Source organism: Avibacterium sp. 21-586, assembly GCF_026226775.1.
Classification (GTDB): Bacteria; Pseudomonadota; Gammaproteobacteria; order Enterobacterales; family Pasteurellaceae; genus Avibacterium.
Genome location: NZ_JAKKOD010000001.1, coordinates 219,694 through 242,450, shown reverse-complemented (window position 1 = coordinate 242,450; position 22,757 = coordinate 219,694). Strand labels below are relative to the sequence as shown.

At 39.3% G+C, this 22,757-nt stretch carries 25 protein-coding genes, 1 pseudogene and 1 riboswitch; of the genes and pseudogenes, 12 read left to right on the top strand and 14 right to left on the bottom strand.

The features are described from left to right. Nucleotides 1-76 precede the first annotated feature (76 nt). The 6 genes from nadS to L5B71_RS01095 form a co-directional block, all read right to left on the bottom strand. Nucleotides 77-373, bottom strand: coding sequence for a NadS family protein (gene nadS / locus L5B71_RS01120; protein WP_265756478.1), 297 nt, complete (start codon nt 371-373; stop codon nt 77-79). A 2-nt stretch (nt 374-375) separates the two neighbouring features. Then, nucleotides 376-720: a type II toxin-antitoxin system RelE/ParE family toxin gene (locus L5B71_RS01115; RefSeq protein WP_265756477.1), complete on the bottom strand. Its 345-nt coding sequence runs from the start codon at nt 718-720 to the stop codon at nt 376-378. Nucleotides 721-794: 74 nt separating this feature from the next. Continuing rightward, entirely contained in the window at nt 795-3,368 is a 2,574-nt protein-coding gene (locus L5B71_RS01110; protein ID WP_265756476.1) for a tape measure protein, read from the bottom strand. After that, entirely contained in the window at nt 3,368-4,210 is an 843-nt protein-coding gene (locus tag L5B71_RS01105) for an IS3 family transposase (protein WP_265756475.1), read from the bottom strand. The genes L5B71_RS01110 and L5B71_RS01105 overlap by 1 nt, the downstream gene beginning before the upstream one ends. Then, nucleotides 4,207-4,512: a transposase gene (locus L5B71_RS01100; RefSeq protein ID WP_265756211.1), complete on the bottom strand. Its 306-nt coding sequence runs from the start codon at nt 4,510-4,512 to the stop codon at nt 4,207-4,209. Before L5B71_RS01100 ends, L5B71_RS01105 begins: the two co-directional genes overlap by 4 nt. A gap of 61 nt (nt 4,513-4,573) precedes the next feature. Beyond that, nucleotides 4,574-4,699, bottom strand: coding sequence for a hypothetical protein (locus L5B71_RS01095; protein WP_265756473.1), 126 nt, complete (start codon nt 4,697-4,699; stop codon nt 4,574-4,576). Nucleotides 4,700-4,766: 67 nt separating this feature from the next. Here L5B71_RS01095 and L5B71_RS01090 point away from each other — a divergent pair, with 67 nt between their 5' ends. After that, nucleotides 4,767-5,042: a hypothetical protein gene (locus L5B71_RS01090; protein ID WP_265756471.1), complete on the top strand. Its 276-nt coding sequence runs from the start codon at nt 4,767-4,769 to the stop codon at nt 5,040-5,042. Between the two features lies 1 nt (nt 5,043). Here the strand turns inward: L5B71_RS01090 and L5B71_RS01085 are convergent, their stop codons facing one another. Further along, a complete protein-coding gene (locus tag L5B71_RS01085; protein WP_265756470.1) occupies nt 5,044-5,463 on the bottom strand; it encodes a phage virion morphogenesis protein in 420 nt (139 codons plus the stop codon). 334 nt (nt 5,464-5,797) lie between these two features. On the opposite strand from L5B71_RS01085, the gene L5B71_RS01080 reads away from it, so the two are divergent. Next, complete coding sequence (locus L5B71_RS01080; protein ID WP_326938243.1) at nt 5,798-5,986, top strand: hypothetical protein; 189 nt, start codon at nt 5,798-5,800, stop codon at nt 5,984-5,986. A gap of 586 nt (nt 5,987-6,572) precedes the next feature. Here the strand turns inward: L5B71_RS01080 and L5B71_RS01075 are convergent. Next, nucleotides 6,573-7,010 carry a LexA family protein gene (locus tag L5B71_RS01075; RefSeq protein ID WP_442780729.1) on the bottom strand — a complete coding sequence of 146 codons (438 nt, stop codon included), beginning with the start codon at nt 7,008-7,010 and terminating at the stop codon, nt 6,573-6,575. Between the two features lie 360 nt (nt 7,011-7,370). Between L5B71_RS01075 and sstT the strand changes: the two genes are divergently transcribed. From sstT to L5B71_RS01045, 6 genes are all read left to right on the top strand, one after another. After that, entirely contained in the window at nt 7,371-8,612 is a 1,242-nt protein-coding gene (gene sstT, locus L5B71_RS01070; protein ID WP_265756469.1) for a serine/threonine transporter SstT, read from the top strand. A gap of 67 nt (nt 8,613-8,679) precedes the next feature. After that, entirely contained in the window at nt 8,680-10,125 is a 1,446-nt protein-coding gene (gene modF, locus L5B71_RS01065) for a molybdate ABC transporter ATP-binding protein ModF (RefSeq protein WP_265756467.1), read from the top strand. Nucleotides 10,126-10,170: 45 nt separating this feature from the next. Next, nucleotides 10,171-11,091 (top strand): SPFH domain-containing protein, encoded by a 921-nt coding sequence (locus L5B71_RS01060; RefSeq protein ID WP_265756466.1) that lies wholly within the window; start codon nt 10,171-10,173, stop codon nt 11,089-11,091. A gap of 56 nt (nt 11,092-11,147) precedes the next feature. Next, a complete protein-coding gene (locus L5B71_RS01055; RefSeq protein ID WP_265756465.1) occupies nt 11,148-11,597 on the top strand; it encodes an NfeD family protein in 450 nt (149 codons plus the stop codon). Nucleotides 11,598-11,601: 4 nt separating this feature from the next. After that, entirely contained in the window at nt 11,602-12,234 is a 633-nt protein-coding gene (locus tag L5B71_RS01050; RefSeq protein WP_265756463.1) for an NAD(P)H-dependent oxidoreductase, read from the top strand. Next, a complete protein-coding gene (locus tag L5B71_RS01045) occupies nt 12,234-12,803 on the top strand; it encodes a TorD/DmsD family molecular chaperone (RefSeq protein ID WP_265756461.1) in 570 nt (189 codons plus the stop codon). The genes L5B71_RS01050 and L5B71_RS01045 overlap by 1 nt, the downstream gene beginning before the upstream one ends. A 151-nt stretch (nt 12,804-12,954) precedes the next feature. Here L5B71_RS01045 and L5B71_RS01040 read toward each other — a convergent pair whose 3' ends face one another. Then, entirely contained in the window at nt 12,955-13,890 is a 936-nt protein-coding gene (locus L5B71_RS01040; protein ID WP_265756460.1) for a Kdo(2)-lipid IV(A) acyltransferase, read from the bottom strand. A gap of 129 nt (nt 13,891-14,019) precedes the next feature. Here L5B71_RS01040 and hldE point away from each other — a divergent pair, with 129 nt between their 5' ends. Next, a complete protein-coding gene (gene hldE, locus L5B71_RS01035; RefSeq protein WP_265756459.1) occupies nt 14,020-15,450 on the top strand; it encodes a bifunctional D-glycero-beta-D-manno-heptose-7-phosphate kinase/D-glycero-beta-D-manno-heptose 1-phosphate adenylyltransferase HldE in 1,431 nt (476 codons plus the stop codon). Between the two features lie 130 nt (nt 15,451-15,580). On the opposite strand, the gene ilvN is transcribed toward hldE, so the two are convergent. The 3 genes from ilvN to L5B71_RS01020 all read right to left on the bottom strand — a co-directional run bounded on the left by ilvN (nt 15,581) and on the right by L5B71_RS01020 (nt 19,582). Then, nucleotides 15,581-16,072, bottom strand: coding sequence for an acetolactate synthase small subunit (gene ilvN / locus L5B71_RS01030; RefSeq protein ID WP_265756457.1), 492 nt, complete (start codon nt 16,070-16,072; stop codon nt 15,581-15,583). Continuing rightward, complete coding sequence (locus tag L5B71_RS01025) at nt 16,072-17,790, bottom strand: acetolactate synthase 3 large subunit (protein WP_265756455.1); 1,719 nt, start codon at nt 17,788-17,790, stop codon at nt 16,072-16,074. The genes ilvN and L5B71_RS01025 overlap by 1 nt, the downstream gene beginning before the upstream one ends. 268 nt (nt 17,791-18,058) lie before the next feature. Beyond that, a complete protein-coding gene (locus L5B71_RS01020; protein WP_265756454.1) occupies nt 18,059-19,582 on the bottom strand; it encodes a Na+/H+ antiporter NhaC family protein in 1,524 nt (507 codons plus the stop codon). Between the two features lie 94 nt (nt 19,583-19,676). Beyond that, a riboswitch (Lysine riboswitch) is annotated at nt 19,677-19,852 on the bottom strand. A gap of 288 nt (nt 19,853-20,140) precedes the next feature. Between L5B71_RS01020 and L5B71_RS01015 the strand changes: the two genes are divergently transcribed. Further along, entirely contained in the window at nt 20,141-20,542 is a 402-nt protein-coding gene (locus L5B71_RS01015) for an H-NS family histone-like protein (protein ID WP_265756453.1), read from the top strand. 74 nt (nt 20,543-20,616) lie between these two features. Continuing rightward, nucleotides 20,617-21,453 carry a formyltetrahydrofolate deformylase gene (gene purU, locus L5B71_RS01010; RefSeq protein ID WP_265756452.1) on the top strand — a complete coding sequence of 279 codons (837 nt, stop codon included), beginning with the start codon at nt 20,617-20,619 and terminating at the stop codon, nt 21,451-21,453. A 41-nt stretch (nt 21,454-21,494) separates the two neighbouring features. Here the strand turns inward: purU and L5B71_RS01005 are convergent. Together L5B71_RS01005 and L5B71_RS01000 are read right to left on the bottom strand one after the other, a co-directional pair. Then, nucleotides 21,495-21,701 (bottom strand): annotated as a pseudogene (locus L5B71_RS01005) (TonB-dependent receptor domain-containing protein); the annotation flags it as partial. A gap of 14 nt (nt 21,702-21,715) precedes the next feature. After that, nucleotides 21,716-21,991 carry a hypothetical protein gene (locus L5B71_RS01000; RefSeq protein ID WP_265756451.1) on the bottom strand — a complete coding sequence of 92 codons (276 nt, stop codon included), beginning with the start codon at nt 21,989-21,991 and terminating at the stop codon, nt 21,716-21,718. A gap of 146 nt (nt 21,992-22,137) precedes the next feature. Between L5B71_RS01000 and L5B71_RS00995 the strand changes: the two genes are divergently transcribed. Beyond that, nucleotides 22,138-22,650 (top strand): PepSY-associated TM helix domain-containing protein, encoded by a 513-nt coding sequence (locus L5B71_RS00995; protein ID WP_265756450.1) that lies wholly within the window; start codon nt 22,138-22,140, stop codon nt 22,648-22,650. Nucleotides 22,651-22,757: the final 107 nt, after the last annotated feature.

The following is a 22,757-nucleotide window of genomic DNA, read 5'->3' as shown; positions in this document are numbered from 1 at the left end:
TGGGGATTGGGTAGCGGTTTGCGGTGTGGATTTGGGGATAACAAAAAAGCAAGCTAAGCTTGCTTTTTGATGATAATTAAACTGTTCTTAATGTCTCAATAATCTGCGGCTGTTGCTCAATAATATTAAGTAATTTTAAAGCAGGGCCATTTGGCACACGGCGAGCCGTTTCCCAAGATTGTACTAACGCGGTGCTAACGCCTAGCAAATCCGCAAACTCATTTTGTCTTAAATGGGTGCTGGCACGGATTTTTTTCACATCAGGAATACGGAATTGGGTTACAGCATTAGGAGTGGGGTGCATTTCCCCTTTTTCAATCGCAACCATTTGTTCAGCACTTTTGACTAGACGATCAAATAATTTTTTATCCATTTTTAATCTCCTTTTAGTTGATCAACGATTGATTTTAAAATCGCTTTTTCTGCGGCATTCATATTATCTTTCTCACTTTTAGGGTACATCATCAATAAATATAACTTTCCCTTGGCGGTGAGCGAATAATAAATAATTCTTACCCCTCCGCTTTTACCTTTATTATTACTTGATAATTTCCACCTAATTTTTTGACAGCCGCCAGTATGCTGAATTACATCACCTAAATGAAAGTTATCAAGCATATAGGCTTGAAATGCTTGATACTCCTCATCAGAAAGTAAGGCTTTTCTATCTTCTTCAAAAATTGGCGTTTCGATAAAGGTAATAAATTTATCAGTATTCATATTTATCTCCTATGAATAGATAGTATCTTGTACCCCGTACAATGTCAAATAGAAAAATAAAAGGGCTTTCGCCCTTAATCTCTATCACGCAATGCGCTTCTTGCGCGGGCTTGCTTTTGGTTTTCAAGGTTGCGCAAGGCTTTTTCTACTTCTCTGGCAATATCCACCGCACTTTGCCCTTGTTGGGCGTTGATGTTTATGGTTACTTGCATTGGTTGGCTTGCCGTTTGGGTGGTTTGTGTTTTTGCGCTTAGCAGCGGTCGGTTATCCACCTTAATTGGCTGGGCGGTTGCAACACTCACGCCAAGGCTTGCGGCAAGCATTGCGTTTTTGCCGTAGTTTAAGGCATTGAGCAACGGCACGCCAAGGCGCGATGTAGCTTCTTTGGTCATAATATATTCACCGCCGTGAAAAATGCCTTTCGGTTGGTATTTGCCCCCATTGCCTGCGTAGCCGCCTGACCATTTATTCACGACTGGTACATCTTCACCCAATCTAACCCAGCTTTTCGCTTTTTGCCACGCACTACGAACATATTCTGTTGTGGTGTTCCACGCATTACCAACGCTATTTTTTGTACTATCCCAAGCATTAGATACAGAATTTTTAATACTGTCCCAGCTTGTCATATTTTCACTCAACCATTTGATGCCATCCATTAATAAATTTAGTGGGGTGAGAATGAGTTCAATCGCTTTTGCTGTTGCACTACCAAATTTTTCACCTGCACTTCTGGCGTTTTCAAGATCTTCTGATGTGCTTTTTACTGGTGTAAGTAGATCGGTAAACCATTTCACTGCTTTTTCAATCCAGCCTACTACTACACCAAATAGATCACCTAATGGCTTGAATTTTTCAATGACAGGGGCTAATCCTGATTTTAAGCCTTCCCAAAATCCGCCAAAAAATGCCCGCACTTTTTCCCAGTTGCGGTAAATCACAACGCCAGCACCAACCAATGCGGCAACGAGCAAACCGATTGGGGAAAGTAAAAAGCTAATGGCTGAAACAATAGGGGTAAATAGAAAACGTAGTGGAGAAAATGTTAATCTAAATAAACTTTTTACTGAATTGATACCAAACGATAAGTTTTTTATATTCACTAAGATATTTTTAAACATTGAGCCAACACCTTTCCCAACATTTTTCCAGCCTTTTACTGAAGAAAGGTTCTTGGTTGTCCTTAATACCCCTGAATCAACTTCTTTTAGACTTCCAACAAAATCAAAAGATTTTTTTGTGAGATGTGCGAAACCTAAGACAAGACGAGCAACTGGGTAAAGTGTATAGCTAAAGAGTAAGCTCAATAGTCCCATTCCTGTTAATGCTCCACCAAGAGCAACACCCCATTTAATTATGCTAACTGCAATATCTTTATTTTGCACAATCCATTGACCGAGTTGTTTTGCTGTTTTAGCGATTATTACAATAGCTTCCCACAATCCTTCTACAACCGTAGAAATAGCTTGCCCAATGTCATTTGCCCATTTTTCTAATTCGCCATTTTTTGCCATTTCGTCAATGGTATCCAGTACATTTTTCAGCTTACCTTTCAAGACATCAAATGCACCTGATTGCATAATCATATTTTGAAAACGTACCCATTGATCTTGTAAATTCGACCAAATACCGATTAATGTTTTAGATTGCTTTTCCATTGCATCGGCATATTTTTCATTCCAGATTTTTTTCAGGGTTTCTTCAATTTGTTTACGATTTCTTTTATCAACTCTTGCCGTTTGTTGTTTACCATTTCTATCGGTATATTCATATTCGATAAAATTTGTTCCCTTAATTGCGTTTCCTTTGATACCAAATTCTTTCAGACGTTCATTTTCTCCTGTTATAGCATCAGCAATAGCTTCCACTGCTTGCATAATTGGTTTTCCCATAGCTGACGATGTATCCCCCAATGTTTTTAATAGACCATTGGTAGGATCCATTCCATAAGCTCTAAGACGTACAAAACTTTCTGTTACTTCGTTCAGCTCATAGGTTTTTTTGGTTGCAAAATCACTGCTCCAATCCATACTCTGTTTGGCTTTTTCTTTGCTTCCTTCTGTAGTTTCTAGTACCGTTTGAAATTGTTCAAATTGTGCGGCAGTTTTCGCCATACCTATAACACCACGGCCAGCAGCATAACCCGTACAAAGAATGGCTGCACCGTGTATCATTGAGCGTTGCCCTAGACTTGCAAATTGCTCACTTCCAGCTTTTAAATATTGAATACGATTATTATAGCGTTGCTTTTTTATCTGACTTTGTTGCAACTTTTTCATTGCTGCATTTTGCTTATTAATTGCGGCAGTAGATTGATCTATTTTTTCTTTGAGCTTTTGCTGACTGGTTTTAAATTTAGCGGTATCAAATCCCCCTTGACGTAAACTTTGGCGTAATTGATTTAATTTTTTCCGTTGCTGTTCTTGAGCTTGTGCCATTTTATTAGCCTGCTTATAGGCATCTGACACTTGCTTTTTCAGTTTTGCCGTAGGGTTTGCTGTATTTTTTAGCTGCTGTTCTAATTGTTTTGCTGCAGCTTTGGCTTTAACGAGTTTATGATTGCTTTGTTGTAATTCATCACTTAGCCGCTTAAATGAATTTGCCGTTTTTTCTTGTTGTTTGAGCTTATTTAATTTGTAGTGATCCACTAAATTAGCAGTCCCTGATAGGTTTTTTTCGCTAAAATTGGCGGTAATCCTTGATTATAGCTATGCGGTCTCACCCTGTTATAGTAAAACACATAACGTTTAATATCTTCCTTAGCTTCATCTAAGGAAGAATAACCGCCCTTTAACATCCATTCATATTTAAAACTTCTAAACCAACGTTCCAGCGGCGCATTATCCCAACAATTTCCTCGGCGACTCATACTTTGTATCAAACCATGCTGTTTCACACATTGTATAAACAACTCACTCCCATAAATACTGCCTTGGTCTGAGTGAAACAACATCCTCCTCGTTCTCTCCGTTGTTAGCATTGCATGATTTAAGGCGCCAACCACTAACATTGAATCATGCTGTTTCTGTAATCGCCAACCTACTACTTGACGGTGCGCTAAATTCATTACCACTGCCAAATAATGCCACTCCCCCTGTACCTTTAGATAAGTTGTATCACCACATAATACCGTTGTCTCTGAGGTTGGATTAAATTGCCGATTTAACACATTATGAAACAATGTGGACGCTTTCTCTAATGTACCTTGACGCCAACGTTTTTGTGGCTGTTTACTGACTAATCCCTGTTGTTTCATGAGCTTTCGAATTAAGGCTAATCCTACCTCAATCCCCTTACTTTTTAATCTCGCCTTTAAAGTCCGCTTTCCTGCTGAACCCCGACTTTCATCAAATAACGCCTTTATCTCTACCGCCAAGCCTAAATGCTTATTGGGCTTAGCTTTTTGCTTTCTCTGAGCATAATAAGCTCGTTCTGAAAGAGAAAATAGCGCACAAACACGTTTTATTCCATATGATTTTAATGTCTTCACCGCTTGATAGCGTTGCGCTCGAGTGACATGAAAATCACTGTAGCCTTTTTTAGGATTTCTTTATCCTCTTCAAGTATTTTAATGCGTCGCTCAAGCTCTCGTATCCGTTGTTGCTCGGGTGAAAGAGGCTTAGTTCCTGGTAATACATAGCCTTGTTTTTCTGCTTGGACTTGTTTTATCCAACGACGCAGGGCTGTTTCGCCTATGCCTAATTCTAAACAGGCTTGGGCAATAGAGTAACCTTGCTCGGTGACTAATTTTACTGCGGCCACTTTGTAATCTGGGCTAAATGTTCTTCTCATTTTAGTGTCCTCTTTTTGTGATAGTTTACCACCTATCTAGGACTGTAAAATTAGTGTACCACTACAATTCGCCTGTTGCACCCTTTACTTTATCTTGCAATTTATCAAGCTGTTTTTGCACGCCTCGCAAAGGGGAGGTGAGTTTATCTACTGCATTTAAAATGACTTTAAGTTCTAAATTTTTCATTTTCTACTCACTTTTACTTGACAATAAAAAAATAAAGATTAAATAATAGGAAAAATTAGGAGGATATATGGGATTTCTACTTTTACTTATTGTTTTTCCCTTTGTTGCAGGGATGATATTAGTTTCTGGTGTATCCGCATTAATTATTGCTGGCTCTCTAATTCTTATCACAATTAACCTAGCAATTCGATTCTGGTATCTTGTCCTTACAGTAATGCTAATAATGCTATTTCCTGTACTTTATCTGGAAGGATTATTACTTTGGTTACTTGTGCCAATAATCCTACTGGCGATGTTAGGTATTTTTTCTCTTATTACAGAACAAAAGACTGAAACTCAGTAAACTAAAAGCCTAACAGCTCAATAACCAACCCCTCAATCAATTCCTTATCTTCATCACTAAAGCCCAGCAATTCACGCTGGGCATATTGCGCTTTGTAATCTCTATCTTTCCGTACTCGAGCTTTTAAGCCGTGTTGGTGTATGTTGGCAATAGCAGCCGTGCCGCCGTTAAAACCCACTTTGATCCCATTGGTTTCCGCACGGAAACGCAGGTGCTTTGCAGTGCGGATTTTGGCAAACATTGCTTTGCGTTTGATTCTGCCTTTCTTTTTTCGTAACTGTTTTTGCGGTTTGCGTGGCTCAAAGGCTGTGCCATCAGGATTTTGTTGGCTGGCAATGCGTTTAGCTTGGCTTTTGCGTAACTGTTGCCCAATATTTCTCGCCAAGGCTCGGCGAGCTTGGGGCTTAAGATTATTGATCATTGATTAACCCTAACCACATCTGCATGTTATGATTGTTTTGAATTTACCACATCGGATGGCAAAAAAGTGAACAAAGGGCATTTCAATCCAAGTGTGGTTTTAATTTGGCAAGTTTCTGATGATTTAAGCCTAAATACTAGCTCGAACTATGCAACCTGTAGTACATGCCTATACGAGATACTACTTACTGCTGTGGTACAATTAGTATACAGGACGTACTTGGACAACTGACATATCCTACAAATTTAGCAAGCCAAATATTATTGGTTGGAAAGGACATTTTGTAGAAAATAAAACAGGTTCACCAAGCCGTGGTTCTGGCTCAGGTAATAACGTGAAACAAGCGGGTTATGGTGTAAATGATCTTTACGCAAACTGGGAAGCAAATGAAAACCTTACCGTTAACTTTGCGGTGGATAACGTGTTCAACAAAAACTATAAGAGCCACAGCCAACGTGCCGGTGCAAATAGCTTAACTAGTGCAGGGCGTGATTTCCGAATGAATGTGAATTACACTTTTTAAACTCTAAAAGATCAAGCTTAATCGGGCAATCCCCATAAAAAGTGACAGCTTCCTGTTTAGGATATGGGGGTAAAATTCAATCTAAGCAATATTTGCTTATTACTTCAATTGTCTATCATTGCTTAGTTATTAAAATATCCTGCATATGCAAATATTTAAAAGTGAGATTAACACAGATGAAAGCTATTTGATGATTTTCGCAAAGGTGAATGAGATCTCTTGGAACTGCGGGTAAAACCGCAGTATTTGCCCTTTTAAGAGCTGATGGCAATGAATATAGTACCATTTTCCCAATTCATAATCTGGAACATTTTTACCGATTATTTAAGAAAAGGTGAAGCCCAATAGTCTTGTTTACATCAATTTCTACAGGAGTGATGATATGCTTGATGTCAATGAATTTAATCATTTTCACATCAATCACCAAGCTCACTTTGGTTGTACTTGAAAGAATACGAATGGCGTTTTAGTCACGATTATTTGAAATTCCAAATTTCTTGTTTACAACAATTGGTTAACGATAGTTAAATTAGTTATCTAGGACAGTCCATTAGTTTATACTGGTTGTTAAATGTATACCTGCCAACTAGGCTGCAAATTTCATTTGCGTTCTTGGTTTTATTTGATGAATAGTGTTTGTAATTACACCGATAATAGGTAATTCAGTCCATTTTTGAGATTTGATACTTTTCATTTTTGCATCAAGTGCAAAGAATACAAATTCTTTTCCATCATAATTTGCTAATTCATAGACACAGAATTGATTTGCTAATTCCATTACTACCAAATCTCCAATGTTCAAATGTTCATGCTTTTCTACCACAAGCATATCACCAGCTTCAATCCCCCAAGTCAGCATATTAGGGTTGGTTACCTCAATGAGGCAGGTTTGTTCCGGGCGTTTAATGCAATGAAGATTCAAATCAAGTTTTTTATTAAAAGCCGATCCGAAAGAAGCACGATCTGTTAAAAATGGCATTGGCTGATAAGACAATTGATTTTGTTGATTAAAATAGTTCATCATAACCTCTCTATTTCACTGTATATAATTACCAGTTAACTGTTTTTTTATACAGTTAATAATACTGTAATTTTAAACAGTAAGTCAAGTTTATATGAAAAAAATTTTTACTTTTTTAGATAGCTAAGAAAAAAACATATTGAAAGACAAAAGTAATTGATTTTATTCAAAATTTAAGGATATATTTGTTAAATTATTTAAATAGTATAAGGAAATTACTGATTTTATATTTTCTTTATTACAAAATTAGGCTATCTTTACAGGTGCTATGGGGGATCTAGCTTTAGATCTAAATTTTAATCATTAACTGGGCGACTAGATTCGTTAGTTGAAATCAGTTTAAACACAACATTGTAAATTATTATGAATACATCTCGTTTATGCTCTTTGTTTTTTCACGGAAGTTTAGTGAAAAGAATATCTATTGGTTTACTTTTAGGCCTACTCCTAGCTCTTATTGCACCAAGCCTGCAATCAGTGTTAGGTTTTAACCTAGCTGAAAAAGTAGGATTTTTAGGAAAGGTATTTGTACGATCATTACGTGCTGTTGCGCCTATTTTAGTATTTCTGTTAGTTATCTCAGCTATCGCTAATAAAAAAATAGGTACGCAAAGTAATATGAAATCTGTGGTGATTTTATATTTATTAGGTACATTTCTTGCGGCATTAACTGCAGTGATATTTAGCTTTGCCTTTCCAACCGAAATTGCATTACAAACACAAGAAAACGCTTTATCACCACCAAGCGAAGTATCTCAAGTATTAGGGACATTAGTGTTAAATGTGGTGGATAATCCAATCAACGCATTATTTAATGCAAACTTTATCGGTATTCTTTCTTGGGCAATCGGCTTAGGACTAGTATTACGTCACGCCTCTGACTCCACTAAAAATGTGATGAATGATCTTTCTGAAGGGGTATCAAAAATCGTTCACTTTATTATTAGCTTCGCACCGATTGGAGTGTTTGGTTTAGTTGCTGAAACCTTAGCAGATAAAGGCTTAGGCGCATTATTCAACTATGTACAGTTATTATTTGTGCTTATTGGTGCAATGCTGTTCACCGCCTTTGTAGTCAATCCAATTTTAGTTTATTGGAAAATTCGCCGTAACCCGTATCCATTAATTTGGACTTGTGTGCGCGAAAGTGGTTTAACTGCGTTCTTCACGCGTAGTTCAGCAGCAAATATTCCAGTAAATATGGAATTAGCGAAACGCTTGAATTTAAATGAAGAAACTTACTCCGTTTCCATTCCATTGGGCGCAACGATTAATATGGCAGGTGCGGCTATTACCATCACCGTATTAACCTTAGCAGCAGTACATACCTTAGGTGTACAAGTTTCCTTCCCTACGGCATTATTATTAAGCGTGGTTGCGAGCGTGTGTGCTTGTGGGGCTTCTGGGGTAGCTGGTGGTTCATTATTATTAATTCCATTAGCTTGTAGCTTATTTGGTATTTCAAATGATATCGCTGCACAAGTTATAGGTGTTGGCTTTATTATTGGTGTGTTACAAGATTCCGCAGAAACTGCGTTGAACTCATCAACTGACGTGGTGTTTACCGCAGCGGTGTGTATCTCTGAAGAAGCGCAAAAAAGCTAATCTTTACTCAAGATAAAAAATGAAAAAGAGCGGATGAAAATTTCCGCTTTTTTTATAGGTGGTTAATATGATTAAGATCGAAAATGCAACATTCCAACTTGCTCATCATCAACGCTTAAAAATTGATAAATTGTCCATTCAACCCAATGCCTATTGGTGTGTGGTGGGCAGCAATGGCAGTGGTAAAACTGCACTCGCCTTGGCACTGGAAGGTAAATTACCTTTGCTGGAAGGCACAATGGAAAATCGTTTCCAAACTATTTGTTCCCTTTCTTTTGAAAAACAACAGAAAATTGTGAGTGAAACCTTTAAAGATCGCAACAATGATAGCGTCAGCCCTGATGATTTCGGTAAAACAGCCAAGCAGACTATTTTGGCTGGACAGAGCGATCTGGCGTTATTTGAAGAATATATTTCTCTATTAAAAATCACCGCACTTTTAGATCGCCCTTTTATTCAGCTATCCACGGGGGAAAGCCGTAAAGTATTACTGTGCCAAGCCTTAGTGCAACGGCCTGATTTACTGATTTTAGATGAGCCTTTTGAAGGGTTGGATCAGCAATCCGTTCAAGAATGGAAAGCATTGCTCGCGCAGTTACAACAAAAAATGGCGATTTTGCTGATCTTAAATCGTTTTGAAGATATTCCTGATGAAGCTAATCATCTCGCACTGCTAGAATATCAAGAAGTTATTTTGCAAGGGGAACGCCACGCTATTGAGCAACAAAGTCTTTATCAACAACTTCGCTATGCAGAATCTGCCCAGCATATTCCCTTGCCTGAACGTGCAGTCCCTGCGATAAAACTCGATGAAAACCAACCGCTCTTTGAATTAGAGCAGGTTACCATTCAATATGGCGAGAAAAAAATTCTCGATAAGCTCGATTGGCAAGTCAAGCGTGGTGAAAACTGGTGGATCAAAGGCCCAAATGGTGCGGGAAAATCCACCTTGCTTTCGGTGATTAGTGGTGATCATCCGCAATCTTACGCCAATAAAGTGCGTTTATTTGGCAATCAACGCGGTTCAGGGGAAACGATTTGGCAAATCAAACAAAAAATCGGTTATGTCAGTAGCCAACTGCATATGGATTATCGCGTGAATTGCTCGGCGCGAGATGTGATCCTGTCAGGCTTTTTTGACAGCATTGGCGTTTATCAAAAAGTGCCAGATGCCCTGCATATTAAAGCGATGGAATGGCTCGCCCGCTTGAATTTAACGGCCCACGCTAATCAGCCCTTTAAATCCTTATCTTGGGGGCAACAGCGTTTATTGCTGATCACCCGTGCAATGGTAAAACATCCGCCCGTGTTGATCTTAGACGAACCTTTGCAAGGGCTAGACGGCGTGAATCGTAAGCTAGTCAAAGGCTTTATTGATCAACTGGTGATGAACAGTGAAACACAATTACTTTTTGTTTCCCACCAAGATCAAGACGCACCAAGTTGTATCACTCATTTATTTGAATTTGTCAATGAAAATGGGCATTATCGCTATGTACAAAAGCCTATTTAATTTGTTAGACTTCAATTAGTTATCACCCATTTTAAGGAGAGAAAAATGGAATTGTTAGACGGTTTTCCTGTTGCTGTGGTCGTCTTTGTTATCTTGGTGATTGTGGCGCTGTTTTCTACCTTGAAAACGGTACCGCAAGGCTATCATTGGACGATTGAACGCTTTGGGCGCTACACTCGCACCCTCACACCAGGGCTAAATTTTGTTGTGCCTTTTGTAGATCGCGTAGGGCGCAAAATTAATATGATGGAACAGGTGTTAGATATTCCTTCGCAAGAAGTAATCTCAAAAGATAATGCCAATGTATCCATTGATGCGGTGTGTTTCGTACAAGTGATTGATGCACGCCGTGCCGCGTATGAAGTAAACTATTTAGAGCAGGCGATCATCAATTTAACGATGACCAATATTCGTACCGTGCTAGGTTCAATGGAATTAGATGAAATGCTTTCACAGCGTGATAATATCAACGGCCGTTTGTTATCCATTGTGGACGAAGCCACCAACCCTTGGGGTATCAAAGTAACGCGTATTGAGATCCGCGATGTGCGTCCACCACACGAATTAATCGCCGCAATGAATGCACAAATGAAAGCGGAACGTAATAAACGGGCTGAAATCTTAGAGGCTGAAGGGATTCGTCAAGCGGAAATCTTACGCGCAGAAGGGGAAAAACAATCCCGTATTCTTAAAGCGGAAGGGGAACGTGCGGAAGCCTTTTTACAAGCAGAAGCCCGTGAGCGTGCTGCCGAAGCAGAAGCCAAAGCCACCCAAATGGTGTCAGAAGCCATTGCAGGCGGAAACACCAAAGCCATTAATTACTTTATCGCACAAAAATATACTGAAGCGTTAAAAGAAATCGGTGGCGCAAATAATAGTAAAGTGGTGTTAATGCCACTTGAAGCAGGCAATTTAATTGGCTCAGTGGCAGGCATTGCAGAACTATTAAAAGGTGAAAAGCAATAATCTGCCTATCAATATGAGGGGCATTGCCCCTTTAAATATAAACTAAGGGGATAAGTATGGAATGGCTCGCAACTTGGTCAGTGTGGCACTGGCTTATTTTAGGCTTTGGCTTATTAATTGCCGAAATTCTCATTCCGGGCGTATTTTTGCTCTGGTGGGGCTTGGCAGCCATTATTATTGCAGGCGTAATGGCATTATTTGTTACCTTATCCTTAACCTTTTTAGTGATTGGCTATGCCATTTTAGCCATTATTTTAAGTTTTTCTTGGTGGAAATACCAACACGGCAAAGATCTACAAGATCAATCGCACACTTCATTAAACCAACGGGATCACGCAATGCTCGGCACAAAAGGCATCGTGCAAGAAGTCAATGAAAACGGCATTGGGCGTGGTCATTTTGGCGACACCACTTGGCGAATTCAAGGCAAGCATTTGCAGGTTGGCGATGCCATTGAAGTGTATAACGTGGAAGGGATCACCTTATTTGTTAAGAAAGTAGAATAGCACAATGAAACATTTAATTATTTTCGCCCACCCAAATGGGCAAGACAGCTTTAATCGCAGCATTTTAGACCGCACTTTAAACGCCAGCCGATCGCTCAAAGTGGAAACCCAAGTGCGTGATTTGTATCAACTAAATTTTGATCCCGTCATTTCGTGGACAGAATTACAAGGGGCAAATCAAGGGATTACCCCCGCAGAAATTCGTGAAGAACATCAGCTCATTCATAAAGCGGATTTGATTACTCTCGTTTATCCCCTATGGTGGATGGGTTTTCCTGCCATTTTGAAAGGCTATTTAGATCGCGTGCTGAGCCACGGCTTTGCGTATAAAACAGAAGACGGACAATCTGTCGGCTTATTGCAAGGCAAAAAAATGCAACAATTTATCACCATTGGCAGTAATGTTGAGAAATACCAACAACTTGGCATTGATAAATCCTTGCGTGATTGCTTAGTGGACGGCTTATTTAATTTCTGTGGTATTACCGATATTCAGCATAAATTCTTTGGCGATATTCATATTATTGATGACAAGGTGCGCCAACAAATGCTTGAAGACGTGGCACAAATTACTTCACAAAATTTGACCGCACTTTTATCCACAAAAGACAGCTCAAACAGCAAGGAAAACGCATAATGAGCCACGAAAATAGCCTGAATCATTTTTCTCTAATCAGCCGCTTATTCGGAAATCTGTTTTACCGCTCACCACAAGATGCCACCTTGCAAAATGTCTTTGCTTGGTTGCAACAAAAGCCACTCAATGGGCTATGGCCTTTGGAAACGGATAAACAAAGCGAACAAGCCCTTGAAGCCCTACAAATGAAGATTGATTTAGCCTTATTAGATCAAGAATATCAGCGTTTATTTGCTGGCAAAAAAGCGCTCGTGCCAATGAATCTTGACGCTTATGATCTTAAGCCCGCTGACTTCATCGCTTTCCGTCAAGAACGTGGAATGCCCGAGTTAGAGCAAAGTGCGGTGAATTTTCCGCTTGTTTTTCTCACCGCATCTTGGATTGAAGATAACCTTGATTCCGTTGAGGCACAACAAACCTTATTTGCGGAATTTCTACTGCCTTGCGCCACAAAATTCTTAAACGCAGTAGAAACGCAAGCCAACCTCCCTTTCTACCGCTCACTCGCCATTCTCTCACGAGAAATTCTTTCCGCAATGGCTGATGAGTTGGAAGAAATGCAATCTTAGTCGAGTTATCAAAAGTGGGCTGATAACGGCGTACTATTTGAGTTTGAATGAGCGTGAATATCCATCTTTTAGGAATAAAAAATTTCTGAAAATCCCACCGCACTTTATTTCTATTAAAAAAGGGTGAAAAGATTATTTCACCCTTTATTTTTTAATCATACAAACTCACATCACTTTCATTTGGACGGGTTTTGAAACGCCGGTGCAGCCACATATATTGTTCCACGCCTTGCAAGATTTCTTGTTCAACCACTTGGTTCATTCGGGCAGCGATGTCAATTTCAGTACTGAGATCAGTAAAATCTACAGGCGCAGACACTTTTACGGTGTAACCTGAGCCGTCCGCGTTGCGTAATGGGGCAAAAGGAATCACTTTGCTGTTTGGAGAAGATTTCAATAAATAATAACTTCCCGTTGTAGTAGCGGCATCTTTCACTGCGAAGAAAGGCACAAAAACGGCGTTTTTCCGCCCATAATCGTGATCAGGCGCATACCAAATAATTTCACCACGGCGTAATGATTTGATCATATTGCGTAAATCTTTGCGATCAAGCATATCTTTGTTAGAGCGTAGTCGTCCCCAAGTTTGCAGCCAATCCATTAGTGGGTTATCGTTCGGACGATAAACCCCAATGCCGGGGGTATAAAGTCCCAAAATTCTCGCCCCTAGCTCAAGGGTAAGAAAATGTACGCCAGTTAGAATGACGCCATCTTTTTGGTAGTTTTTTAGGTAGTCAATGCCTTCCACCTTCGACCATTTTTTAATCCGTTGATCCGACCAAAACCACGCCATTCCTGTTTCAATAATTGCCATTCCAGTGGCTTTCAGATTGGCTTGGGCAATTTCATCAATTTGCTGTTCGCTATAATCGGGAAAACAAAGGGTGAGATTACGCTTGGCGATTTTCATTCGCCGCTTGCCAACACTTAACTTAGAAAATAGCCAGCCTAATCCATTCCCTATCTTTAATAAAAGGGGATAAGGCAAGAAAAGAATGAGCCGCCAAATGGCTAAACCTATCCAAAATCCCCAATATTTGGGGGCGAGAAATGCACGTTGAAATCTTGGAAGTGATGAATTTGCCATAACTAAGAGAGCTGTTCGTTAAAATTGGTTGAATTAAAGCGGTAGTTTAGCGGAAATTTTAGTAAATAGCATTTATCCTATGGTAAAATCTGCAAAAATTTGTCATTTAATGAAAAAAATGAGGTCAAAATGGCACAATATTCTACTCAGTTTCAACAAGCCAAAGTGCTTGTTCTTGGCGATGTGATGCTAGATCGCTACTGGTTTGGGGCAACCAATCGCATCTCCCCTGAAGCCCCTGTGCCGGTGGTGCGTGTGCAAGAAAATGAAGAGCGCGCAGGTGGTGCGGCAAACGTGGCAATGAATATTGCTTCGCTCAATGTGCCTGTTCAATTACTCGGCTTAACAGGGCTAGATGAGGCAGGCTCGGCGCTTTCAACAATGCTAGAAAAACAAAATATTGATTGCAATTTCGTGCAATTAGCCAGCCACCCAACCATCACCAAATTACGCGTACTTTCTCGGCATCAACAATTATTACGCCTTGATTTTGAAGAAGATTTTCACAATATAGAAAGCGATTTATTATTAGCGAAATTACAAAGTGCGGTGCAAAATTTCGGCGCTTTGATCCTTTCTGATTATGGCAAAGGCACACTTAATCAAGTGCAAGCAATGATCCAAATTGCCCGCCAAGCCAAAGTGCCAGTGCTAATTGATCCAAAAGGCACGAATTTTGAACGCTACCGCGGCGCAACCCTATTAACCCCAAATATGTCAGAATTTGAAGCGGTAGTGGGCAAATGCCATTGCGAAGATGACATTGTAGAAAAAGGCTTAAAATTAATCCGCGATATTGAATTAAGTGCTTTATTGGTTACTCGCTCAGAAAAAGGAATGACCCTACTCCGCCCAGATCAACCGCCATTCCATTTGCCAACGGAAGCAAAAGAAGTCTTTGATGTAACTGGTGCTGGCGATACCGTTATCAGCGTCTTAGCCACGGCATTGGCAGATGGGCGTAGCTTTGAAGAATCCTGCTATTTAGCCAATGTTGCCGCAGGCATTGTGGTGGGTAAACTAGGGACTTCTACAGTATCTAATGTAGAATTAGAAAACGCCATTCACGGACGCACAACTACAGGCTTTGGCGTAATGAATGAACAACAACTTAAAGAAGCGGTGGTGCAAGCCAAACAACGTGGTGAAAAAATCGTGATGACCAACGGCGTGTTTGACATTATTCACCCCGGCCACGTTTCTTATTTAGATAACGCCCGCAAACTCGGCGATCGTTTAATTGTCGCAGTAAACAGCGATGCTTCCGTGAAACGCTTAAAAGGCGAAAGCCGCCCAATCAACCCATTGGAAGCCAGAATGGCTGTACTCGCAGGGCTTGCCGCAGTGGATTGGGTAGTAGAATTTACTGAAGACACCCCACAACGTTTAATCAGCGAGGTGCTGCCTGATTTGTTAGTCAAAGGTGGGGATTACAAACCTGAAGAAATCGCTGGTGGCAAAGAAGTCATCGCCAACGGTGGTGAAGTCAAAGTGCTAAATTTCGAAAACGGCTTTTCTAGCAGTAACGTGATTAGTAAAATTCAATCATTAAAACAATAATAGAATGAGAAATCTGGTTCTTTTTATTGAGTTTTATCTCTTTATTTTAATAAATTGACCATTTTATTCTATATAGGCAATCGCTGTTTAAGAAAGCATTTAGGCTAAGCACCTAAATGCTTTTTACTTTTTATAAACAATTCGTTACACCACGAGAGATACTAATCAACCCAGAGCGCACAACTTCAATTAGTGAGCTTTCTTCTTTTAATGCTTTTACAAAAGCGTCAAGCTTGTCTTTCGTTCCCACTAATTGAATGGTGTAGGATTTGGTAGTAACATCCACAATTTGTCCGCGGAAGATTTCTGTCAAACGTTTTAACTCATCACGGGAACTCCCTTGCGCACGCACTTTCACCAACATCACTTCGCGCTCAACGTGTTCACAATCACTTAGGCTGATCACTTTAAACACGTCCACCAACTTATGCAGTTGCTTTTCAATTTGCTCCAACACTTGCTCATCGCCGTAAGCCTCAATAGTCATACGCGAAAGCGTAGGATCATCAGTGGGCGCAACAGTCAAGCTTTCAATATTAAAGGCACGCTGAGAGAATAAGCCCACCACGCGAGATAACGCCCCTGATTCATTTTCTAATAACACTGATAAAATTCTACGCATTAGGCTTTCTCCGGTTTAGTTAAAATCATTTCGTTCATTGCACCACCACGCACTTGCATTGGGTAAACGTGTTCCGTTTCATCAACTTTAATGTCCACAAAAACAAGTTTGTCTTTAATGGCAAAGGCTTGCGCCAATTTTTCTTCCAATTCTTCAGGACGATCAATTTGAATGCCAACGTGTCCGTAAGATTCCGCAAGTTTGACGAAATCTGGCAGTGAATTCATATAAGATTGCGAATGACGCCCCGAATAAATCAAATCCTGCCATTGTTTTACCATTCCTAAAAAGCGATTGTTTAGGCTAATAATCACCACAGGAATGCCATATTGTTGCGCCGTGGACAGCTCTTGAATATTCATTTGAATACTGCCGTCCCCCGTTACGCACACCACCGTTGCTTCTGGGTGAGCCAATTTCACGCCTAATGCAGCTGGCAAGCCAAAGCCCATTGTGCCAAGCCCACCTGAGTTGATCCAATGGCGTGGCGCATCAAAAGGATAATGCAAGGCGGCGAACATTTGGTGTTGCCCCACATCCGATGCCACATAGGCTTTGCCCTTGGTTAGACGATAAACTGTTTCAATCACCTGCTGCGGTTTAATCACCCCACTCTTGCGATCAAAATCCAAGCACTTCACGGCTTTCCACTCATCAATTTGTTTCCACCAATCACTGAGATCCGCTTGGGACTTGGCTAAGTTATCTTCTTCCAACAAAGATAACATTTCATTTAACACATTTTCTGCGCTGCCCACAATCGGGATCGCTGCTGGCACATTTTTAGAAATGGACGTTGGGTCAATATCAATATGCACCACCTTGGCATTCGGGCAATATTTTTCCAAATTATTAGTGGTGCGATCATCAAAACGCACGCCAATAGCAAAGATCAAATCACTGTGATGCATTGCGTTGTTCGCTTCGTATGTGCCATGCATTCCTAACATTCCTAAGAACTGTTTATCCGTGCTTGGAAATGCACCCAGCCCCATTAAAGATGCAGTAACAGGTAGATTTAGCTGCTTGGCAAATTGACTAATTTGCTCGCTGCAATTTGCCGTGATCGCTCCGCCACCAAGGAAAAGCACAGGCTTTTTTGCCACCAATAAGGCTTTCAAGGCTTTTTTGATCTGCCCTTTATGCCCTTGCACTGTCGGGCTATAAGAACGCAAACTGATTTCTTGCGGATAGCTATAAGTATATTTATTGGCCGGATTTACCACATCCTTCGGTAAATCAATCACTACCGGCCCTGGACGACCTGTGGAGGCAATATAAAACGCCTTTTTAATCACTTCAGGCAAATCTTCTGCTCGTTTTACCAAAAAGCTGTGTTTCACCACTGGGCGAGAGATCCCCACCATATCACATTCTTGGAACGCATCACTGCCGATTAAACCAGACATTACTTGCCCAGAAATCACAACCAAAGGCACAGAATCCATATACGCCGTGGCAATCCCTGTAATGGCATTGGTTGCCCCTGGGCCTGATGTTACTAACACACAGCCCACTTCCCCTGTGGAACGTGCATAGCCGTCTGCCATATGCACGGCGGCTTGCTCGTGGCGAACCAAAATATGCTCAATACCGCCTAACGTATGAATGGCATCATAAATATCCAATACCGAACCACCGGGATAGCCAAACACAAATTTTACACCCTGATCACGCAAAGATTGCACAACCATTTCTGCACCTGATAATTTTTTCATTGTTACCTCGCAAAAATTTGCGGAATTTTCACCGCACTTCTATTTTTTCATTAACGATGGTTATTTGTAACGGATTGAGAATGGCTTGTCTAGTAAGAAACCTCTTAACCCATTGGTTTTAATTAGTAAAAAAATCTAAAAAAACACAATACGTCGATATATTATAAAATAAAAAGCAATAAAAAATAAAAAAATGCGACAATCTGCCGCATTTTATAAAATAAACAAAATAAAATTTTATTTCTAATTTTGTGATATAGATCACATTTTAACGTCTTTTAAATAAGAAAATTAATCCAACCAACGTGATTGCCGTAGCAATAAAGCCAAATAAACCGGATTCTGTATATCCAACCACAAGATAGCCAATAATAGTTGAAACTGATAGAGTTAGCGCGTAAGGTAATTGAGTCGTAACATGATCCATATGATTACATTTCGCTCCAGTTGAAGACAAAATAGTGGTATCAGAAACAGGTGAACAGTGATCACCACACACCGCTCCCGCCATGACAGCAGAGAGACAAGGTAACATTAATTCTGGTGCAGAATTTGCTGCAATCGCGGCTGCAATCGGTAACATAATTCCAAATGTTCCCCAACTTGTCCCTGTAGAAAACGCCATTACTGCACCTAATACGAATAATAACGCAGGTAACACTGCCACAGGTAAGTTATCTGAAACCAGGCTAGATAAATAGGTTCCCGTTTTCATATCGCCCACAACATTGTTGATGGTCCAAGCAAAGAATAAGATCAAAATAGCTCCAAGCATGGATTTTACGCCAACAATCCACGATTTGGCATATTCTGCAACACTCACTTGACGATCAATAAGAATGCAAAAGGTTGCCACAATGATTGAAGCACAGCCACCGACTACTAAAGAAATCCCTACCGTAGTGTTTTCAAATGCGCCTAATACAGAGAAAGGTTTGCCGTCTGCGGCAAGGGCTTCATTTCCTGTATGTAACATCATAAATACCGTTGCACTAATTAAGGTAACAATAGGTAAAATTAAGTTGCGAACGTGGCCTTTTACGCCGTTTTGTTCCTCTTGATCTTCTTCCGTTCTTTCAAGAGCAAGTTTTTCGTGCCTTGCCATTGAGCCAATATCAAAAGAAAAATATGCCACAAAGAACACCATTAAGATAGAGAAAATCGCATAGAAGTTCATCGCACTCATCGCCATAAAAGCGCCTATTGGGGTGTAATCGGTAATGGCGTAAGTAGCAAGCAAGCCAGAAATTAAGGTGATAATATACGCCCCCCAGCTTGAAACGGGCATAATCACACACATTGGCGCTGCGGTGGAATCCAAAATATAGGCTAATTTTGCACGAGAAACTTTGAATTTATCCGTAACAGGACGGGCAATCGCGCCCACCGCAAGGCTGTGGAAATAGTCATCAATAAAGGTAACAAAGACCAAAGAAGCCGCCATTAATTTTGCGCCACGGCGATTTTTAATACGCTTTTGTGCCCATTCGGCAAACGCACGGTTGCTACCAGACACGGTTAAAAGTGCGGTCAAAATTCCTAATAATAATAAGAATAAAATGATGTTGATGGTATCAAAGTTCCAACCGTCATCACCATATACCAAAGATTGCACGGTATTCTTTAAATAGATCGCCGCGTTGGCAATGTTGAAATCAGCCAACATTAATGAGCCAATTAAAATACCAATGCTTAACGATAAAATGACTTTACGCGTGAAAATCGCCAATAATAAGGCTAACAGGGGCGGGACAACCGACCAAATTGATGTGGAATAATCTAAGAGTTCCATTATTGTTCTACCTAAAATAAGGGAGAACCACTGAAGTTTACTATTTTAAAGAAGGGATAAAATTTAAAATAAAAGGCAGGCATAATCGCCTAACCTAACCAGTAGCGCTCCATAGTTATTAAAAAGACTATGACAGTAACGTTTCTTTCGAAAACGCTCCCAACCAATTAAAATGACTTTTAATTGATTTCGGCAACGATTCCTTTCCTTTTTCCTCATCGTTATCCACTCAGAAAAAATACTTATAATAGTTGCGCCTCTACATACGTAGGAAAGTAAAGATTACAAACAAGTTAACTAAAAAGCAAGTACTCAGCGTAAAATTCCCCATTTTTTATGCTTAAACAAGATAACTACTTATCATTCTTGTCTTAAAAAAACTGTTTTTCCTAAGCAAACTAACTTATTGGAAGTACAAAATCTAACTTTACTTTATAAAAAAACAAACTTATTACCTATTTAATTAATTTTTATATTTACCTTTAATAATATTTTCGTTATCATCAATTCGATTGTATTAATTTAATATCATTATTTTAATTATCTTAGGAGATAAAAATGAGCGATTTATTAAAATCATTAAAGAATATTCGTAGCCTTCGAGTTGCTGCAAAATCCTTAAGTTTAGATGAGCTTGAATCTTTACTAGAGAAATTAAAAACTGTATTAGAAGAAAAACGTCAAGAATTAGCACTAGCAGCTCAACAAGAAGCTGAAAAATTAAAAGCGCTTGCTGAAGTACATAATTTCTTAAAAGAAAAAGGCATTGCACCTGAAGATTTAATTTCTGAAAGAGTAACAAACAAAAACGCTGCCACTAAGCGCCCTGCTCGTCCCGCAAAATATAAATTTAAAGATGAAAATGGTAATATTAGAACTTGGACAGGTCAGGGCAGAACTCCACTTGTTATTCAACAAGCATTAGATGCTGGTAAATCCTTATCTGATTTCGAAATTTAATTCTTACAATAAAAAAGTAAAGCGTACTATGCTTTACTTTTTTTTCTCAATAAAATCATAACCTGTAAAATACTATGCTAGAAAAGAAAATTCTACTAACTGATTGCCCTGATGATAGAGGATTAATCGCTAAAATAACCAATATTTGTTATAAACACCAACTCAACATTATTCATAACAATGAGTTTGTAGATTTTGAAACAAAACATTTCTTTATGCGAACCGAATTGGACGGTATTTTCAATGATGAAACCTTACTTGCTGACTTGACATTTAGCCTACCAGCAGGAACAAATTGCCGATTAATTAGCGCAAAAAGAAAACGCATTGTTATTTTAGTCACCAAAGAAGCGCATTGCCTTGGCGATATTTTAATGAAAAATTATTATGGTGGTTTAGATGTTGAAATCGCCGCCGTCATTGGCAATCACGATACCTTAAAAAATTTAGTAGAACGTTTTGATATTCCTTTCCATTGCATTAGCCACGAGGGATTAACGCGCGTTGAACACGATAAATTATTAGCAGAAAAAATCGATCAATATGCGCCAGATTATATTGTGTTAGCGAAATATATGCGCATATTAAATCCTGAATTTGTTGCGCGTTATCCAAACCGTGTAATTAATATCCATCATTCATTCTTGCCTGCCTTTATTGGTGCAAGACCTTATCATCAAGCTTATGAACGTGGCGTAAAAATTATTGGTGCAACCGCTCATTTCATTAATAATGAATTAGATCAAGGCCCAATTATTATGCAAAATGTAATTAACGTAGATCACACATACAGTGCTGATGCAATGATGCGTGCAGGACGTGATGTGGAAAAAACCGTTCTCACCAAAGCCTTAGATCTCGCTCTGCAAGATCGGATCTTTGTTTATAAAAATAAAACAATTGTTCTATAAAAATAATGCGGTGCTTGAAAACACCGCATTTATTTGATTAATTAAAAGGTATAAGTTAAACGTAAATTAAAGGAACGTGGATTACCAGGCATTGAATCGGAACGCCAATAAGCCTTATTAAATAAATTTGATACCGCAAACGTGATATTCACAGGATTCACGTTATACCCCACCATTGCATCAACACGCGTAAAACTCGGCAAAATGGTTTGTTTATTGTTATTGAAATAATAACGTTTTCCTAAATGCGTTACCCCTGTTTCTAAATAGAATTTTTCTGAATGTTAATCACATCAATGGTCTGCGGCATTTCTTTGAGCGCAAGAAAATTGCGTGTTACCTGTGCATCTTCATACCCTACATAGCCCTTTGAGTTGGCAGTTTCCTGTGTAGTAACAACCTCAATCGTTGGTAACACGACCATATACTCTGTTGATGAAGAAATTTCCTCTGCATATAACACCTTGCTAGAACAAACACTTATAACTAAAAGTGCGGTCGTTTTTAAAGGAAAATTTAGAGGGCAAGCTAGTTTCATAAAATTAGAATTCCTTATCTATTGAACAACAACCACCTATTCTATTGATAATTATTATTAATTCAATAAATAATAATTATTTTTATTTACATAATAAGAAAAATTTCTATATAATCACCGCACCTTTAACCACAACCAGCATACAAATGAGCAAAACAACAGCAAAATGGATGCGAATACTGCATCGCTATTTCGGATTTTTACTCTTAGTTACAATGTCAATTTACGCCTTTACTGGCGTGGTGTTAATTTATCGTAACACTGACACATTCAAGCATTCTGTTTATATCGAGAAAAAGATAGATCTTCAGCTTAATGAGCAACAACTTGGACAAAAATTACGTATCAAAAATTTACTCATTACTGATGAAAAAGATGGCGTGCTTTATTTTAAGCAAGGGGAATATCACCCTAAAACGGGGGAAGTGAAATATCACATAATGGATTACCCTACTTGGTTAGCGGAACTCACTCGTTTACATAAAAGTAATTCAGAATATCCCTATTCTTGGCTAACCACCGTGTTTGGTATCGCCTTGCTTTTTTTCTGTATTAGCTCCCTTTGGTTAATCCCTGGCTCAAGAAAAGCACTTAAACGCAGTCTATACTTTATTTTGGCTGGCGGAGTTATGGTGATCTTGTTGATTTTAACAGACTAGAACGGCTCATTATCGGATAATAACGAGTCTAAAAATTGTTACTATTCAAATCACATAAAGCACTTCTTACTTTAGAATATTTAAAAGAAGTACCAGTAATAATAGCT

Bases quoted from the DNA above. Each gene is read 5' to 3' on its own strand.
- L5B71_RS01075 (WP_442780729.1), bottom strand. From the start codon at position 7,010: ATGATGAACTATTTTAATCAACAAAATCAATTGTCTTATCAGCCAATG.
- hldE (WP_265756459.1), top strand. From the start codon at position 14,020: ATGGCACAATATTCTACTCAGTTTCAACAAGCCAAAGTGCTTGTTCTT.
- L5B71_RS01090 (WP_265756471.1), top strand. From the start codon at position 4,767: ATGGGATTTCTACTTTTACTTATTGTTTTTCCCTTTGTTGCAGGGATG.
- L5B71_RS01095 (WP_265756473.1), bottom strand. From the start codon at position 4,699: ATGAAAAATTTAGAACTTAAAGTCATTTTAAATGCAGTAGATAAACTC.
- L5B71_RS01000 (WP_265756451.1), bottom strand. From the start codon at position 21,991: ATGAAACTAGCTTGCCCTCTAAATTTTCCTTTAAAAACGACCGCACTT.
- L5B71_RS01085 (WP_265756470.1), bottom strand. From the start codon at position 5,463: ATGATCAATAATCTTAAGCCCCAAGCTCGCCGAGCCTTGGCGAGAAAT.
- sstT (WP_265756469.1), top strand. From the start codon at position 7,371: ATGAATACATCTCGTTTATGCTCTTTGTTTTTTCACGGAAGTTTAGTG.
- L5B71_RS01055 (WP_265756465.1), top strand. From the start codon at position 11,148: ATGGAATGGCTCGCAACTTGGTCAGTGTGGCACTGGCTTATTTTAGGC.
- L5B71_RS01050 (WP_265756463.1), top strand. From the start codon at position 11,602: ATGAAACATTTAATTATTTTCGCCCACCCAAATGGGCAAGACAGCTTT.
- L5B71_RS01060 (WP_265756466.1), top strand. From the start codon at position 10,171: ATGGAATTGTTAGACGGTTTTCCTGTTGCTGTGGTCGTCTTTGTTATC.
- L5B71_RS01020 (WP_265756454.1), bottom strand. From the start codon at position 19,582: ATGGAACTCTTAGATTATTCCACATCAATTTGGTCGGTTGTCCCGCCC.
- ilvN (WP_265756457.1), bottom strand. From the start codon at position 16,072: ATGCGTAGAATTTTATCAGTGTTATTAGAAAATGAATCAGGGGCGTTA.
- purU (WP_265756452.1), top strand. From the start codon at position 20,617: ATGCTAGAAAAGAAAATTCTACTAACTGATTGCCCTGATGATAGAGGA.
- L5B71_RS01025 (WP_265756455.1), bottom strand. From the start codon at position 17,790: ATGAAAAAATTATCAGGTGCAGAAATGGTTGTGCAATCTTTGCGTGAT.
- nadS (WP_265756478.1), bottom strand. From the start codon at position 373: ATGGATAAAAAATTATTTGATCGTCTAGTCAAAAGTGCTGAACAAATG.
- L5B71_RS01040 (WP_265756460.1), bottom strand. From the start codon at position 13,890: ATGGCAAATTCATCACTTCCAAGATTTCAACGTGCATTTCTCGCCCCC.
- L5B71_RS01100 (WP_265756211.1), bottom strand. From the start codon at position 4,512: ATGAGAAGAACATTTAGCCCAGATTACAAAGTGGCCGCAGTAAAATTA.
- L5B71_RS01045 (WP_265756461.1), top strand. From the start codon at position 12,234: ATGAGCCACGAAAATAGCCTGAATCATTTTTCTCTAATCAGCCGCTTA.
- L5B71_RS01115 (WP_265756477.1), bottom strand. From the start codon at position 720: ATGAATACTGATAAATTTATTACCTTTATCGAAACGCCAATTTTTGAA.
- L5B71_RS00995 (WP_265756450.1), top strand. From the start codon at position 22,138: ATGAGCAAAACAACAGCAAAATGGATGCGAATACTGCATCGCTATTTC.
- modF (WP_265756467.1), top strand. From the start codon at position 8,680: ATGATTAAGATCGAAAATGCAACATTCCAACTTGCTCATCATCAACGC.
- L5B71_RS01015 (WP_265756453.1), top strand. From the start codon at position 20,141: ATGAGCGATTTATTAAAATCATTAAAGAATATTCGTAGCCTTCGAGTT.